12 protein-coding genes are annotated in these 15,299 nt (G+C 69.1%); 6 read left to right on the forward strand and 6 right to left on the reverse strand.

Features of this window, described 5'->3' with window-relative positions:
* Positions 1-82 precede the first annotated feature (82 nt).
* Positions 83-838, reverse strand: a complete 756-nt coding sequence (locus tag HR086_RS17265; protein ID WP_174454933.1) for a hypothetical protein — start codon at positions 836-838, stop codon at positions 83-85.
* A 160-nt stretch (positions 839-998) separates the two neighbouring features.
* On the opposite strand from HR086_RS17265, the gene HR086_RS17270 reads away from it, so the two are divergent.
* Together HR086_RS17270 and HR086_RS17275 are read left to right on the forward strand one after the other, a co-directional pair.
* Positions 999-2,537: a hypothetical protein gene (locus HR086_RS17270; RefSeq protein WP_174466158.1), complete on the forward strand. Its 1,539-nt coding sequence runs from the start codon at positions 999-1,001 to the stop codon at positions 2,535-2,537.
* Positions 2,534-4,270, forward strand: coding sequence for an Hsp70 family protein (locus HR086_RS17275; RefSeq protein ID WP_174454931.1), 1,737 nt, complete (start codon positions 2,534-2,536; stop codon positions 4,268-4,270). The genes HR086_RS17270 and HR086_RS17275 overlap by 4 nt, the downstream gene beginning before the upstream one ends.
* Positions 4,271-4,277: 7 nt before the next feature.
* Here HR086_RS17275 and HR086_RS17280 read toward each other — a convergent pair whose 3' ends face one another.
* Positions 4,278-5,096, reverse strand: coding sequence for a GNAT family N-acetyltransferase (locus HR086_RS17280; protein WP_174454930.1), 819 nt, complete (start codon positions 5,094-5,096; stop codon positions 4,278-4,280).
* 124 nt (positions 5,097-5,220) lie between these two features.
* Complete coding sequence (locus tag HR086_RS17285; RefSeq protein WP_217439897.1) at positions 5,221-6,141, reverse strand: LysR family transcriptional regulator; 921 nt, start codon at positions 6,139-6,141, stop codon at positions 5,221-5,223.
* Positions 6,142-6,365: 224 nt separating this feature from the next.
* Here HR086_RS17285 and HR086_RS17290 point away from each other — a divergent pair, with 224 nt between their 5' ends.
* On the forward strand, positions 6,366-7,418 hold the full coding sequence (locus HR086_RS17290) for an SMP-30/gluconolactonase/LRE family protein (RefSeq protein WP_174461886.1): 1,053 nt from the start codon (positions 6,366-6,368) through the stop codon (positions 7,416-7,418).
* Between the two features lie 60 nt (positions 7,419-7,478).
* Here the strand turns inward: HR086_RS17290 and HR086_RS17295 are convergent, their stop codons facing one another.
* Both HR086_RS17295 and HR086_RS17300 read right to left on the reverse strand, forming a co-directional pair.
* Positions 7,479-8,741, reverse strand: a complete 1,263-nt coding sequence (locus HR086_RS17295) for an FHA domain-containing protein (RefSeq protein ID WP_174454928.1) — start codon at positions 8,739-8,741, stop codon at positions 7,479-7,481.
* Between the two features lie 3 nt (positions 8,742-8,744).
* Complete coding sequence (locus tag HR086_RS17300; protein WP_174461885.1) at positions 8,745-11,051, reverse strand: thioredoxin domain-containing protein; 2,307 nt, start codon at positions 11,049-11,051, stop codon at positions 8,745-8,747.
* A gap of 123 nt (positions 11,052-11,174) precedes the next feature.
* Between HR086_RS17300 and HR086_RS17305 the strand changes: the two genes are divergently transcribed.
* Positions 11,175-12,092, forward strand: a complete 918-nt coding sequence (locus HR086_RS17305; protein ID WP_174461884.1) for a phosphatase PAP2 family protein — start codon at positions 11,175-11,177, stop codon at positions 12,090-12,092.
* A gap of 44 nt (positions 12,093-12,136) precedes the next feature.
* The gene (locus HR086_RS17310; protein WP_174461883.1) at positions 12,137-13,345 is read left to right on the forward strand and encodes a dienelactone hydrolase family protein; all 1,209 of its coding nucleotides are present in this window, start codon (positions 12,137-12,139) and stop codon (positions 13,343-13,345) included.
* Positions 13,346-13,351: 6 nt separating this feature from the next.
* Here the strand turns inward: HR086_RS17310 and HR086_RS17315 are convergent, their stop codons facing one another.
* A complete protein-coding gene (locus tag HR086_RS17315) occupies positions 13,352-14,269 on the reverse strand; it encodes a metallophosphoesterase (protein ID WP_174454924.1) in 918 nt (305 codons plus the stop codon).
* A gap of 352 nt (positions 14,270-14,621) precedes the next feature.
* Here HR086_RS17315 and HR086_RS17320 point away from each other — a divergent pair.
* A partial coding sequence (locus HR086_RS17320; protein ID WP_174466159.1) for a LysM domain-containing protein occupies positions 14,622-15,299 on the forward strand: 678 nt, incomplete at its 3' end.

Below are 15,299 nucleotides of genomic sequence, written 5' to 3' on the forward strand. Positions count from 1 at the left end.
CTGTTTCACACGATTCACGAGTGAACCGGACCTCCGTGCCGGGTTTATCCCGAAGCCCCGGCGCATCCGGGCGCCTCGGCCGTCACTCGGGACGCCCCCGGAAGACGTCCTGACCGGCGGCCAGGGCCTCCATCGCGGGGGCCAGGCGCGGCCGACTCTCCGCCAGGAACTCGGGGAGGATGGCGTCCTCCAGCTTCTGGCGCTGCTCCTTGGGGAGGTCGCCCAGGGACGCATGGGTCCGCGCCACGACGTTCCCCGCCCAGCAGCAGGCATGGTCCGCTTCCTGGATGACCCGTGCGCTCACGTCCCCCAGCACGATGAGCATGTTGTCGTTGCCCTGCCCCTCGATGAGGGGAATGTCCACGTCGCCCAGGAGCTGCATGTCGCCCGAGGTGACGAGTCCCGGAGCCGTGACGCGTCCGACGATGGTGACAGACGAGTCGGGACCACAATCGTACAGGGGCAGCGTGGACAGGACGCTCCCGAGGAACACGAGCGGCGCACGCCACCGCACCGGGCCCGTGAGGACGACGTTCGCGGCGATGACCCGGGGTTCGTTCCAGGCCTGTTCATCGAGCGTCAGCGTGGGCAGCTCCGCCGGATGGAGCTCTCTCAAGGCGAGCGCCCACACCGCTTGCAGGGTCGGATTGCCGCCTTCCGCCTTCCATTGCGCGGGGCCCTCGCTGGCGACTTTCGCGAACCCGGCGGGGTCAGGCAGCAGCGAGGTCGCGGCGAGCACCTCCCGCTGAGACTCGTTGAGCCGGGCCAGGGCCCGAGCCCAGGCATGCTCCCAATCCTGGGGTTTGAAATCGGGTCGATGGTCGAGCCACTCCTGCATGACGTCGCGCTCCCCTGCCCTCGCCACGGGCACGCGCGGAGGTAACAGGACTCCGTGTCTTCGTCACGCTCCCACGGAGGGGTAAGCCTCCCCATCTCGGCAGGGTGGACTTGATTGGCAGTCGCTCCGCTTCGAGGCGCGGTGTAGCGTTTCGACTCGAATGACGCTCGAAGAGGCTCGCGGGGAGCTGGGGGTGACCGCCGAGGCGGAGCCCGAACTCGTCCGCAGGACGTATCTGCGCATGTTGAAGACCCGCAAGCCGGAAGTGGACCCCCAAGGGTTCGCCCGGCTGCGCGAAGCATATGAGCTGCTCAAGGCCGCGCACGACGGCACCGAGGCACCGCGCACGAGCGCCGCTCTGGAACAGGTGGCTCCCGCCACGGTCGATGCGCCACACGCGTCCGGGCCCCTGAGCGCCGACGCGCGGCTCGACACCTTTCGGGCCCGCTTCAGCACACTGCCTTCGGATGCTCCCACGGATGCGCCCGTCCTGATTGCTCGCGAGGCGGTGGAAGCCCTTCCCGAGGCAGGCGAGGCCCGCCACTGGCTCATCAAGGCCCTGATGGCGTCGAACCGGAAGGAGGAGGCGACTCAAGCCTTCCGGGACGCGTTCAACCAGGGGCACCCCGAGTTCCTCCTGGCGTTCGCGCAGACCTTTCCGCAGCGGTTGACCGAAGCGGAAATCAACCTGCTCGGAACGACCGCCGCGCATCCCTTCTTGTGGGGACTCGCCGAGGAGCTGGGCACCTCCGATGACTGGGACAAGGCGGGTCAGGCCGCGCTCGTGGCGCTGGCCGCCATCAAGCGCCATCCCGAACATCCACCGCCGAAACCCACCTGGGTGCTCGCCTTCCTGCTGCAGTTGCACCTGAATGGCCGGCCCCGCGAAGCGCGTGCGCTGCAGGCGAGCTACTCAGCGTGGCTGGAGGCCGAGGGACTCCTCGACGCGTTCCAGGAACAGGATGAGGCGTGGGTGTGGAGGCTGGTTCAGGAGCTGGCGGAGCTGGATGACGACGTCTCTCCCGGCGTGCGCAAGCTGCTCGCCGATGCGGTGCTGAACGGAAACCTGGAGAACACCCGGGAGCAGATGCGCGCCTATCGCCGCCGCGAGCCCGAGCGCGCCGCCCATGCCCTGGAGCAGATTCGCGCCCGCTGTCCTTCCTTCCAGGCCGCGCTCGGGGAGAGCCTGGTGCCCAAGGGGCCGCCGCCCGGAGTGACCCGCCCTTCCCCGCCGAAGAAAGCCCCCGCTGACGCGAAGCCGCCGGCGCCCGACACGGGACGGAGCGCCTCGCGGTACACCACGTACGCGCTCGCGTCCGTCGGCGTGTTGATGGCGACCATGGTCGCCGTGGGAGTCATGACCTTCGGGCCGAAGTCGGGTCCTGGAGGCACCGAGGAGGTCACTCGTGAGGAGCGCGTGTCGGCGGCGCGCGAGGCAGCCCGAGTGCTGTGCGCGGCAATCCCCGGCACTGACTCAAAGGAAGCCTGTACGGGGCTCACCAAGCTGGTCGACTCGGTGGAGGCGGAGGACTGTCCCGACGTGTCGAGGAAGTACATGAAGGTCCTCGCGGTAGTGCAGGAACAGACCGCCCGAGTCCCCGCGAACGAGCAGGACCCCGCCGCGCGCCAGGCGCGAATGACCGCCGCCCGGTTCCGTCTCACGGACGAACTCCGGGGACTCTGCCCCCAATCCCTATGAGTCCTTCTTCCAAGTCTCCCATCCTCGGCATCGACCTGGGCACCACCTACTCGCTGGTGTCCGTGTTCAGCGAGGGCCGGCCGGTCCTCATTCCCAATTCCCTCGGCGAGTTCCTGACACCCAGCGCTGTCGCGCTCGACGAACAGGGTCAGGTGCTGGTGGGCGCGGCGGCTCGCTCTCGCGGAGTCCTCCACCCCGAGCAGGCGGCGCTCGCCTTCAAGCGAGACATGGGGACCTCGCGGGTCTATCGACTGGGAGACCGGACGTACTCGCCCCAGGAGCTGTCGGCGCTGGTGCTCGCCGCGCTCAAGCGCGACGCCGAGGCCTTCCTGGGAATGGCGGTTGAAGAGGCCGTCATCACCGTCCCCGCTTATTTCGGGGACCCGCAGCGACAGGCCACTCGGGACGCCGGAGCCATCGCGGGACTCAAGGTCGAGCGCATCATCAACGAGCCCACGGCGGCGGCGCTGGCCTATGGGCTGCACGAGCGCAACCGGGAGCTGAAGGCCGTCGTGCTCGATTTGGGTGGCGGGACGTTCGACGTCACGGTGTTGGAGATCATCGAGGGCGTGGTGGAGATCCAGTCCTCGGCGGGTGATGCGCGGCTGGGCGGCGAGGACTTCGACACGTTGCTGGCGCGCCATGTCGCCCAGCGGTTGCGACAGGACAAGGGCTTCGACCTGGAGGCCCACGCACCGGGCTGGGCGCGCTTGCGGGAGGCGTGTGAAGCCGCGAAGCGGCGGCTTTCGCAAACGGAGAGCACGCGCATCGTCCTTCCCGAGCTGCCGGTGGCGGAAGGCAAGAAGCTGGACTTCGAGTTCGCGCTCACCCGTGAGGATGCCGAGTACGCCTGGGCCTCCGCGCTCGAGCGCATGCGCGGGCCGATTCATCGGGCGTTGCAGGATGCGTCACTGAAGGCCACGGACATCGAGGAGGTGCTGCTCGTCGGAGGTTCGACGCGCATGCCGTGCGTGACGACCTTCGCGACGCAGGTGTTTGGACGGTTGCCGTTGCGCAAGCTGCCGCCGGACGAGGCCGTGTCCATGGGCGCCGCGGTGCAGGCGGCGATGAAGGCGGGAGACCAGGCCGTGGATGACCTGGTCGTCACGGACGTCGCGCCGTTCACGCTGGGGGTGAGCACCGCCGCGCAGGCGGGCCACCGGCGAATCACCGGAATCTTCAGTCCCATCCTGGAGCGCGGCACGGTCATCCCCGCGAGCCGCGTGGAGCGTTACTGGACGGCCGGCGACTTCCAGCGAGAGATTCGGCTGGAGGTGTACCAGGGCGAGCATGCGCAGTGCAGCGACAACGTGAAGCTGGGCGAGTATGCCTTCTCGGGGCTGCCACCGGCCCCGGCGGGAGAGCAGTCCATCGACGTGCGCTTCTCGTATGACCTCAATGGCATCCTCGAGGTGGAGGTCACCGTCGTCACCACGGGTCGCAAGGAAGCCTTCGTCATCGAGCAGCGCCCGGGCAAGCTGTCACCGGGGCAAATCGAAGAGGCGCGGCGCTCCATGGCTGCGCTGAAGCTGCATCCCCAGGATGCCCTGCCGAACACGACGGCGCTCGCGCGAGCAGATGCCTTGCATGTCCAGCTCACGGGACGGGCCCGCGAGGAATTGGCGGCGGCCATCGCCTCGTTCCGGCTCGCGCTCCAGACGCAGCGGCCGGAAGTCATCACCCCCGCGAGGGAGCACCTGACAGGACTCACGGCCCACCTGCGCGAGCGGTGAGCCACACTCACTTCGCGTCTGGCGAAAAGTCGAGCACGAGTTCCAACTGAGACAGGGCGGGATGCGTGAAGCCCGCCCCCAGGAAGAAGCGCTCGCACAGGCCCTCTGGAACGATGGCGCTCACCGCCAGCGCCTTCCCGGGATGCGCGGCGGCCAGTGCCCGCAGCAACCTGCGCCCCGCGCCCTGCCCTCGCGACGCGGGCTCCACCACGAATGACCGCACCCCCAGCGTCGGCGCGGAGACATCCGCCACCACCGCGCACGCCGGCCCCAACCGGAACGCCTTCGCCGGAGATGACAACCCCCGCACCGTCGCCGCATCGAGCTGCCATGGCAACCCGTCCGGAAGCAGCCTCGCGCACTCCTGCAGCCCCACCTCCTCCAACGCCCCCGACTCCGGCGTCGGCGTCCCCACGAACCCCACGAGTCGCCGCACACGCCGGAAACCCAGCCGCTCGTAAAGCTTCACCGCTGGCGCATTCTGCTCGATGACCTCCAGCACCATCCGCGCATCCCCGCGTGCTCGCGCCTCCGCCATCAACGGCCGCAGCATCTCCCCACCCAGTCCCTGTCCCCGTCGACTGGGAATGATGCCCATGCCCGCGACGCGACTGACCCGCCCGCGCCTTGCCATCAACACCAGCCCCGCCCACTCTCCGTCCACCCGCGCGACCCGACTCTCCATGAGCGAGATGTGCTCGCTCCGCACCCGCGCATCGAAGGCCTGGGGTGCGTCGGGAATCGGGACGAAGTAGCCCTCGAACGAACGGGCGAACAACGTGGACAAGGCCAGGAACGGCAACTCCGCTGCGGAAATGAGGTCCATGGAATGTCGCTCGAACCCCGGAGGTCGCGGTCCATTCCGCGCCACGGCGATGACGTCTCCGGAACTCAGCACCCTCCCTACCACTCTCGCTCCCGCCCTCGGAGCCTCGTGATGCGCCGCTCGGCTACGGGCTGTCCCAAGGCTCGCCAGCGAGCCGCTCCGCCACGAAGGCGACGAACGCTCGCGCCTTCGACGCCACCAGTCGCCCAGGTGGGTGGACGGCGAACACCCCCACCTCCGGTATCGACCAGTCCTCCAACACCCGCACGAGCCGACCCGCGCGCAGGTCCTCTCCCACCAGGAAGGTCGCCAGCGCCGAGACACCACAGCCCCCCAACGCGGCGAGCCTCAGCGCCTCGGCGTTGTCCGCCCTCAGCGCGGGCCGCACGCGGACCGTGGCGCGCTCCGCCCCCCGCGAGAACGTCCAGGTCTCTCCGTCCGCGAAGTGGCTGAACTGGAGACAGGGATGGGCCGACAGGTCCTGCGGCCGCGCGGGCGGCTTTCGTCCCCGCAGATAGCGAGGTGACGCCACCAGCAGACGCCGCACCGTGGCCAGACGACGCGCCACCAGGCTGGAGTCCGGCAACGCGCCAATCCGGATGGCGACGTCGACCCCTTCCTCGACGAGGTCGACGTAACGATCCTCGAAGGTGAGCTCCAGCTCGATGCGCGGATAGCGACGCATGAAGTCCGCGATGAGCGGCGCGACGTGGAGCTGGCCGAAGAGGTTGGGCAGCGCCACTCGAAGCCTGCCCTTCGGGTCGCCTCCGAGCCCGGACACGAGCGCTTCCGCCTCCTCGACGCGATGGAGCACATCCGTGCAACGCTCCAGGTACAGGGCGCCCGCCTCGGTGAGCGAGACATGACGGGTGGTGCGACGCAGCAGCGCGGTCCCCAGGGCCGCCTCCAGTCGCGCCACACGGCGGCTCAATGTGGAGGCGCTCACCCGCAGCTCCCTCGCCGCATCCGCGAAGCTCAGTGCCTTCGCCACGGCGGAGAAGCCCAGCATGTCCTCCAGTCGGTCCCTCAACTCCAAGCGCTCCACGCCCGACCTCCGATTGTTGCGACTTCCGCACGAGTCTAATGCGCCCACTTCCGATGATGGGGCACCACTCCCGGGTTACTTCCCTCGTGTCCCCGCGAGTCCGTCCTCTCTCGCAGGTATGCCGTGACGAAGCGCGGCGAGGCCCACGGGCCTCGTGCGCCCTTCACGAACCCGCACTGCGCGGCTCGATGAAGTCCCCTCTCCTTGCCTCGGGAGTCCACTGGATGTGCTCGCCATCCCTCGCTGGTGCCTTGACCGCCCTGCTGCTCGCCTCCACCCCGGCGGCGTCACCTCCCGCCCCCGCCTCCTCGGCCTCCGACGTGAGCGCGAAGTCGCGTCCCCGCGTTACCGAGCAGTTGCCACTCCCTCCCGATTTCACCATTCCGAACGGCATCGCCCACGCCGTGGACGGGACGCTTTATGTCGGCTCCGTGGCGGATGGCCGCGTGCTCCGACGCGCGCCCGGAGGTGCATGGACAGAGCTGTTTCCCGGCTCGGAGCAGGTGTTCTCCGCGACGAGCCTCCGTCTGGATGCACCTCGGAACCTGCTGTGGGGGACGTCTCCCGATGCCATGGGCTTGCTGCGCCCCAAGGGCACCATGGGTGGACGACGTCACGCTCGAATCTTCGCGCTCGACGCTCGCACGGGGGCGCTGCGCAAGCTCGTCCACCTGCCGGAAGGCGCGCTCGGAAATGACCTCACCGTGGCGCCGGATGGCGGCCTCTATGTCACGGACAGCGCCCGTGCCTCCGTGCTGTACCTGCGCCCCGGTGGTGAACACCTGGAGACGTGGGTGACAGACCCGCGCTTCAAGGCGCAGGGCACGGGCATGAGCGCGGTCGGCCCCGCCGGGATCGCGCTCGCCGCGGATGGGCGCACGCTCGCCGTCAATACCTACGGGCCAGGGCGGCTGTTCTTGATTCACCCCGGAGCGTCGTCCGACGCCCCGCCCCGAGTCACCGAGGTGGAGCTGCCTCGCCGTCTGGAGAACCCAGATGGGATGCGCTTCGCACCGGATGGCCGCCTGCTGCTCGTCGAAGGCTCGATTCAGAGCGGCGACGGACGCCTCATCCGCGTCGAGGTCCTCGGGAAGACACAGGGCCCGAGGACGCTGGAAGTGCTCGCCTCGGAGTTGGAGTCGCCCGTCAACCTCACCGTGTCGGACGAGGGCACGGTGTGGGTGACGGAGGCGCGTCTTCGCGACCGACTCCTCAAGGGCACGTCGGTGCCTCTGCCGGAGACCTTCTGGGTGGCTTCGGTACCACTGTCCCGCTGAAGCCCCGGCTGCCTCCACCCTCTGGAAAGACGGTGGAGGCAGAGAGTCTTCCCTCGCGGCTCAGGTGGTCAGCGAGAAGGTGATGCGGATACCGCCCAGCAGGTACTCCTCACCATCCGCCACCTGCCGACGGGTGATGCGGGTGTTGTCGAACCACGTGCCATTCGAGGACTTGAGGTCCTCGATGAAGACCTCATCGCCGTCGCGCTGAATGACCGCGTGCTCGCGAGACACCCTCGCGGATTTCACCATCAGGTCGGCGCTCGGCCCACGCCCGATGATGAACCGCTCGCGCGCGACGAGCACGGGCTCGCCCTCGTCGAGCTTGACGTGCACCTTCAGCTCCGGCGGCGCCTGGACGATGATGGTCTTGTCCGGCTTGACGGCGGCGCCTGTCTTCCGCTCGTCCTTGGCCTGGGTCACCAGGTCGGCGGAGTCATCGTCCGCCAGGGCGGGACCACTCGCGGCCTCGTCCTCTTCGTCCGCGTCTTCGTCTCCCTCGGCATCCTCATTCGAGTCGTCAGCGTCCTTGCCCGAATCCGTGTCGTCGGAGTCCTCCTCATCGGCGTCGTCATCCGAGCCCTCGTCATCCGAGTCCTCGTCATCAGCGTCGTCGTCCGAGTCTTCAGCGCCCTCGTCCGAATCCTCCTCGTCCGTTTCCTCGCCGTCAGCGTCGTCGTCCGAGTCCTCGTCGTCCGAGTCCTCCTCCGGCTTCGCTTCCACGGGCTCGACCCATTGATCGACATCCCGCACGAGGTCCCGGACTCGCGCGCCGACGGCCTCTCGCAGCGCCTCCACATCGACGGGAGCCTCCGCGACGGCGGCCTTCTCCTCCGGCGCCGCGTCACTGGCCAAGGCCTCATCCGAATCCGGTGAGCCTTCGTGCTCCCCGGTCTTGGACTCGTCCTCCTCCGTATCCGCCAGCTCGACAGCCGGTGGTGCCGGCCGCGGCTCCACCTTCTGCTCGACCTCGCGGACAATCTCCCGAACGCGCTCGGCGACCTCGACGCTCGGCGTGGCGTCACTGGGTTCCGTCTTCGTCTCGACGGGGGCCTTCGCCACCGTCAGCTCGGGCGGGGCGACGGCGACAACGACCGCGGGTGCCGCCACCGGCGCGGGCGACGCCACTGCGACCACCGCCGGAGCAGCCACCGCTTCCGCGAGGCTGACCTGCGTGGGCTGGATGAACCCGAACTGTCGCGCGAGCGAGAAGACGGCCTGATTGACGAGGACGTCGCGGTCCACGCCCATCTCCCGGCTCATCGTCTCCAGCGCGGTCCAGAGCGGATCCGCGATTTCGACCTTTCGAGGAGTCCTGTTCATGACTCAGCTCCCCCTCAGGTTGTCCTGCCAGGGAGACACATTGTCGCTGTCGGCCATCCAGTAGAACATCGCCTGCACCTCGCCGTATTGCTGCTCGACGATGCCCACCAGGTTGGGGTGGACATTGTCGATGTCGATACCCTCGAACTTGAAGCTGGCGGCCCCTGACGCCTGCGCGCCCCGGCCTCCCGTCACGCGGCGATCCCTCGCGCGCCACAACCGCTGACTGGCCATGCCCGCCGCGTGGCCGAAGTCCTTCGGCGGCGACAGCTTTCGCGGCATCGAGACCTGCGTCTCACCACAGGCCCACAGCAGCCACGTCAGCGCGGCCCACTCCGCGCGAGCCGTGCGCACCAGGTCCGGCAGCCCCAGCGTCCCCACGGCGAGCGTCTCGTCCACGGCGACCGAGTCCTCGCCAATCTCCACTTCGTCCTCCGCCAGCTCCACCGGCCCGTCAGGAAGCAGCGCCGACACATCCGGCGGCATCCAGGGCATGGCCGCGCCCGGCTTGAAGCGCTTGAGCAACTCCGCACGAAGCATCTGCAGCCGCGTCGCGTACTTCTGGGCGACCCGCTGGATGGCCTTCAGCTGCTGCGCGGGCTTCTCCGGCAGGTCGTTGTACGTCGAGTGCGGTGTCTCCTTCGCCGGCCAGAAATCGAACCGGGGGAACAGGCAGTGCGCATAGGCCCGCAGGAAGTCCGCCGTGCCGGGCTCCGACTTCGCCAGCCCATCGGCATCCACCAGCGCGTGCTCGTCCATCCCGAGGTTCAGCAGGATGAGGCCGCGCGTGAACAGGAACGCCGTCCGCGTCGGCTCGAACAGCAGCGCCGCGTTGACGAAGTCCAGCGCCGCCCGAGGCCGGTCCGTCTGGTCCAGCAGCACCGCGTAGCCCCGCAGCAGCATGGCCACGTCACCGCCATGGACCAGCGTCTCCGCCATGGGCGACCAGGCGTCCGACGCCTTCTCCAGCACCTGACCCGCCGTCGCCTGCGCGTTCTCTGGCGTGCGCGGCAGCGTCACGCGCTCCACCCACTCCTTCAGCGGCCCCACCTGCTGGTCGCTCGAGGTCGCACGGGCCAGCGCCAGGAGGGCCTCGCGGTACTTGCGCGCCGCGATGCACGTGTCCGCGTATTCACGCCACGCCGCCGCCGACCGGGGCAGATTGGAGAAGACCGGCGAGGCCTTCATCTCGTCTTCGCCCTGCGCGACACCCAGGTCCCGCGTCAGCACCACCTTGCGGTCCTGGTCGAACAGCGTCCAGGTGCCACAGGCGTCGTCTCCCTCGAACCGCCCCTCGTCGAACATCACCCGAGGGTCCGCATACTCGTCCTTCGCCAGCGAGCGGTACACGCCATGGCGATTGCCGTCGACGAACTCTCCCTCCCAGAGCAGCTCGCCGTCCTGGGTCCAGAAGCGCGCCAGGCCGTGACGCTCACCCTCCGCGTTCAGATTCACATGGGACCACTGGTTCAGGTCCTCGCGCAGCTCCGCCTCCACGGGAATGCCCGCGGGCCGGTCCGGGTACGGCTCTCCCGTCGACGGCACCACACGGCGGTCCTCGCCGTCGTAGTGCTTCACGCCGACGACGCGGCCGTGGTCATAGGTCATGACCGTCTTGCGCACCTTCTCCGAGACGCCGTTCTCGTGCATGCGCTCGGTGGTGAACTTGTCGGAGGCGAACCACGTCCGGGGGCCGTGAAGGTCGCCCTTCACGAACTCGCCGTCCTGGGACACCTCGCCGCTCTCATGGAAGCGCTTGAAGGGGCCGTGCGGCTTGCCCTGCTCGAAGGTGCACTCGTTGCAGAGCGTGCCGTCCGCGCGCCAATACCGATAGGGCCCGTGGTTGCGACCCTTGGCGTCCTTGCCGCCGTGGACCCACTCGCTGTCGTTGTCATCCCATTCCGCTTCGGGATGAACGCCGGGAGGAGCGATGCCCTGCTCGGTGAGCTTCTTGTTCTCCTCGGCCTGCCGGGCGACGGCGGCGTCCAGCGCCTTCAGGGACCGGACCAGCGTGTCCAGGCGCCCCGGCGACATCGCGCCGCTGGAGCGGTGGACGACGACACCGTCCTTGAACGCCATGAGCGTGGGGATGGACTGAATCTCGAACCGGCCTGACAGCTCCTGCTGTGCCTCGGTGTCGACCTTGCCGAACACGACGTCCGGATGTTTCGCCGAGGTGGACGCATAGGTGGGGGCGAAGGCGCGGCAGGGACCGCACCACTCCGCCCAGAAATCCACCAGGACCAGACCCGGCTTGCCAGTCGTCTGCTCGAAGGTCTCGGCCGTCAAATCGACGGGGTGATCACTCACGATGGTGCCTCGGAATGCGAATGGAAGTCGGCTGCTTGTAGTCAAACCCATCGCGGCACGCCAGCGACGGCTGCCCCCTTCAGCCCCCGCATCCGGTTCTTCGAAAACGAGACGAAGCCCCTTATGCTGCGAACCGTGCGCTCGTCCTTTTCCAGTCTCGTGCTGGGTCTCCTCCTCGTGGTCGCTCCCTCGACTCCGGCCCTGGCCCAGGCGGCGGAGGATGCACCCCGCCTGCATGAGCTGCGGTTCGACTGGGCTCGCGACAGCGTCATCACCGGCTCGGCCGCGGTGCTCTGGATTTCGAGCGAGGCGTTCTTCAAGAGCGACCTGGCGCCGGCGACGTGCCGCTGGTGTGACCGGGCGCCGGATGGGACGGACACCCTCAACCGGGTGGACCGTTGGGGCCGGGGGCTCGCGGGGAGCACGGAGGCGTCGCGCCACCGGGCAGGAACATGGAGCAACATCCTGGGCTTCGGCGTGCTGCCCGCCGGAGTGATGGGCCTGCAGTTCGCGATGGGACGCGCGTCGGACAGCCCGGACCGGTTCTTCGCCCAGGACGCGACCATCATCCTGGAGAGCGCCATGCTGGCGACGCTGGCCAACCAGACGGTGAAGTTCCTCGTCGGTCGCGAGCGCCCCTTCGTCCACGTGCTGCCGGAGGACCAGAAGGGCCTCACCGAGCAGCCCAGCGACAACAACCTGTCGTTCTACAGTGGACACACCAACCTCGCCTTCTCGCTGGTGGTCTCCGCCGGCACGGTGGCCGCGCTGCGAGGCTACGAGCATCAGGCGTGGATCTGGGCGGTGGGGCTGCCGCTGGCGACCTCCGTGGGCTTGCTGCGCATGGGCGCCGACAAGCACTACCTCACCGACGTGGCCACCGGGGCCCTGCTGGGCGCGGCCTTCGGCGTCGCGGTGCCCCTGCTGCTTCACGGGCGCACCGGCACCGTGGAAGCCAACGCCTCTCGCCGCTCTTCTTCCGCCGCCCGGTTGATGCCCGTCGCCGGCGCGCGCATGGTTGGCGTCTCGGGCGTCTTCTGAGCGCCTCCAGCCACGCGGCGTGGCTCCGCGCGGCGCCACCGCGCATGCACCGGACCGCGCGGTGGCTCGGTGCCCTGGCCGCGCTGCTGCTCGTGACGGGCTGCCAGTCCGCGAGCAGGTTCGCGCCCACCTACCTGCTGGTTCCTCCGCAGCCGGTGGTGCTGACTCCGCCCCTGTGGGGACAGCTTGAAGCGGGGCCCTGGAACGTGGGGCTGCGCGTGCGGACCCTCCCTCCGGACGTGGCGGGCGCATCGACGCTCCAGCTCACCCTCTGGTATCCCGCGCGGGGTGGGGACCCGACGCGCCGCGTGCACTATCGCGACTACGTGGGGCTCACCAGCTCCGAGGAGCATCCCGAGGCCACGGGTGACGCGCTCCTCGCGAACGAGGCCGTGACGCGGTACGAGCAGGGGCTCGTCGACCGAGGCATTCCCGAGGAGAGCACGAGCGCCTGGCTCGACTCGCCCATGGCCGCGGTGCCTGACGCGCCGCCCGCGCCGGGCCGATTCCCGCTCGTGCTGGTGGCCCAGGGCCGCTACCACTCCGCCCAGCATCAGGCCGTGCTGGCCGAGTACCTGGCGAGCCATGGCTACGTCGTGGCGACCACGCCCTCACCCACTCGGCGCGCGCCGCCTGGACCGGACCTCGACGTGCTCGCCACCGCCCGGGCCCAGGCGCACGAGCTCGAACGCACGCTGCACCAGCTCCAGTCGGACAGCCGCATCGACTCCACCCGCGTGGCGCTGGTGGGACACAGCCTGGGCGCTCGGGCCGCGTTCCTCTTCGTGCTCGCGCATCCCGAGGCCGCCGCCCTGGTGAGCCTGGATGGCGGCCTCGCGAACCAGGCGGGCAAGGACTGGCTGACGGGCCTTCCGTACTTCTACCCCGAGCGCTATCGCGCCCCGCTGCTCCACATCTACCAGGAGGGGGATGCGGAGGTGGTGCCCGACTTCGAGTTGCTGGAGTCCCTGCGCGGCGCGGAGCGATGGACGCTGCGCATCGCGGGGATGCGGCACCTGGACTTCACCAGCGTGGGTGCGGCGAGCGTGCTGGCCCCGGGCCTCGCGCCCGCGCGGTCCGCGGCGGACATCGCCCAGGGCTGGGCCACGACGGCGAGCGCCACGCGCCGGTTCCTCGATGCGAACGTGCGGCGCAGGCTGGTCATCCCGGGAGCCCCGCCCCCTCCGCCCAGCCCGCTCGTGACACCCGACCCGCGGGTGACGCTCACGCATTGGGGCGAAGGACAACCCTGAGCGGCGCTACATCGCGCCGACCGGTGCGTCGTCGGCGGTGGCCTCGCTCTCCACGGGGGCAGGCGGCAGCGCGGACATGTCCCAGCGTTGGCCTGCCTCCCACGCCACCTGCCCGGTGGTGCCCCACCCGACGCGCTGGACCGTCGAGCCGTCGTACTCCAGCCAGAAGACCGACTCCTCCGGCCGGGTGGCCTGGTCCAGACAGGCGATGCGCGTGGCGGGCCGCCCCACTCCCTCCAACGTCACCGCGAAGGACTTGTGCGAGTGACCGCACAACAGCCACTTCGGCTGCACCGTGTCCACCACCCGCCGCGTCACCGCGTTCCCAATCCAGTACGAAGGCAGGGGCCGGGGCGGCGAGGGATTCTCCTCGCGGGCGCGCTGGACGATGCCGCGCGGCCACTCGTGCACCAGCATCAGGTCCACGTCTCGCAGGGACATCACGCGCTCGACCTCCGCCGCGCGGAAGTATCCCGCCTGCTTCATCAGGTCCTGCGTCACGGGCCGCTTCAGCGGCTGGTCGATGAAACGCGGCGCATGGATGCCGGAGAGGTAGGCCACGCGAAGCCCGCATAGCTCCCGCACGCCCGCACGCCCCAGATAGGACACGCCCGGCGCCAGCTCGCCTCCGTCCAGGAAGTCGTGCAGCGCATCGAAGTCCTCGTTGTTGCCCCCGATGAAATAGAGCGGCCGCTTCACGCGCCGCACCCCGTCCGCGTACTCGGCGAACTCGGCGGGCATCATCCGCTTGGCGGCCTTGCGACGGTGGTCATCCGCGCGGCGGAACGCCTCCACGTCCCCCACCGCGAGCACCATTCCCACACGCCGCCCACGAGACTCCTCCAGCGCGTCCAACCACGTCTCCACGCGGTGGAAGCGACCGTGGACGTCACCCAGGGCAGCAACCAGGAGGGGCTCCGGCATCGCGTCCGCAAGGCTGCACCCGCTCCTCCACCCTGTCGAGTCATCCGTGCCCCAGGGGACCGACCGCTGACAGAAAACCCACACTTCAGTGCGGGTGCCCCCCACGAGGCCATCCCTTCCCCGGACCCCAATCACAAACAAAACCAATGTTTCAAACACCGCTCCAACTGGAAGACGGGACCCGGGGAATTAGTGCCTCAATATTTCTCAAATCCACGCCAACTCGATGAATTCACTGGGCTTCAATGACGTTCCCAGCGCGACGGGGTGATGAAGGAAACCTCACCGGCGCACGAAACAAATATTCGCGCTTTATCGACAAACATTCCAAACCCTCTCAGCGGAGAACGAAATGACCATCCGGTCCCTCCTTCACTCTCTTGCCGCGCGCCCCGTGCGGAGTCCTTCCCACGACACGTCTCGTCCCTCCGGGACAGCCGCCTCCGGACGGACGGCGCCGCGCCAACGCACGGATGCCTTCGACGCCCCGGGGCCTTCCCCGCGCAGGGCCGAGGATACGAAGGGGCTGAAGCACCTCGGGCGTGCCGTCGGCACCGAACTCCGCGAGGCCGCCGACCAGGCACGGCGGAACGAGAAGCTCGATGAGCTGGGCGAGGCACTTCGAGCGCGGATGCTCCGTGAGTCGCTCCGCGACGCGGGGCGTGGCGAGAAGCTCGAGGACCTCGGCGCCGCGCTCAGGCAGCACGCCTTGCGCGAAGCGCTCGGCGACCCCGGGCGGGACGAGCAGATGGCGAAGCTTGAAGCCCTCCTCCTCCAGCATGCGCTTCGTGAGCAGGGTGCCCAGATGACGGAGGCACTGAGAAACAGTGTTCCACCCGGCTTGCCGGAGGCCCGGACCACCGACTGGCAGGTGCAACCCGGTGACACCGTGGGGGATATCTCGTGGAGCCTGATGCAGCAAGGCGTGCCGGGCCCCGTCGAGGACATCGCGCGACAAATCGTGGAGCTCAACGGCCTGGAGAACCCGGACCTCATCCACACAGGCAGCACGCTCCAGGTTCCCGCCCCT

Source organism: Myxococcus sp. CA039A (assembly GCF_013336645.1).
Classification (GTDB): domain Bacteria; phylum Myxococcota; class Myxococcia; order Myxococcales; family Myxococcaceae; genus Myxococcus; species Myxococcus llanfairpwllgwyngyllgogerychwyrndrobwllllantysiliogogogochensis.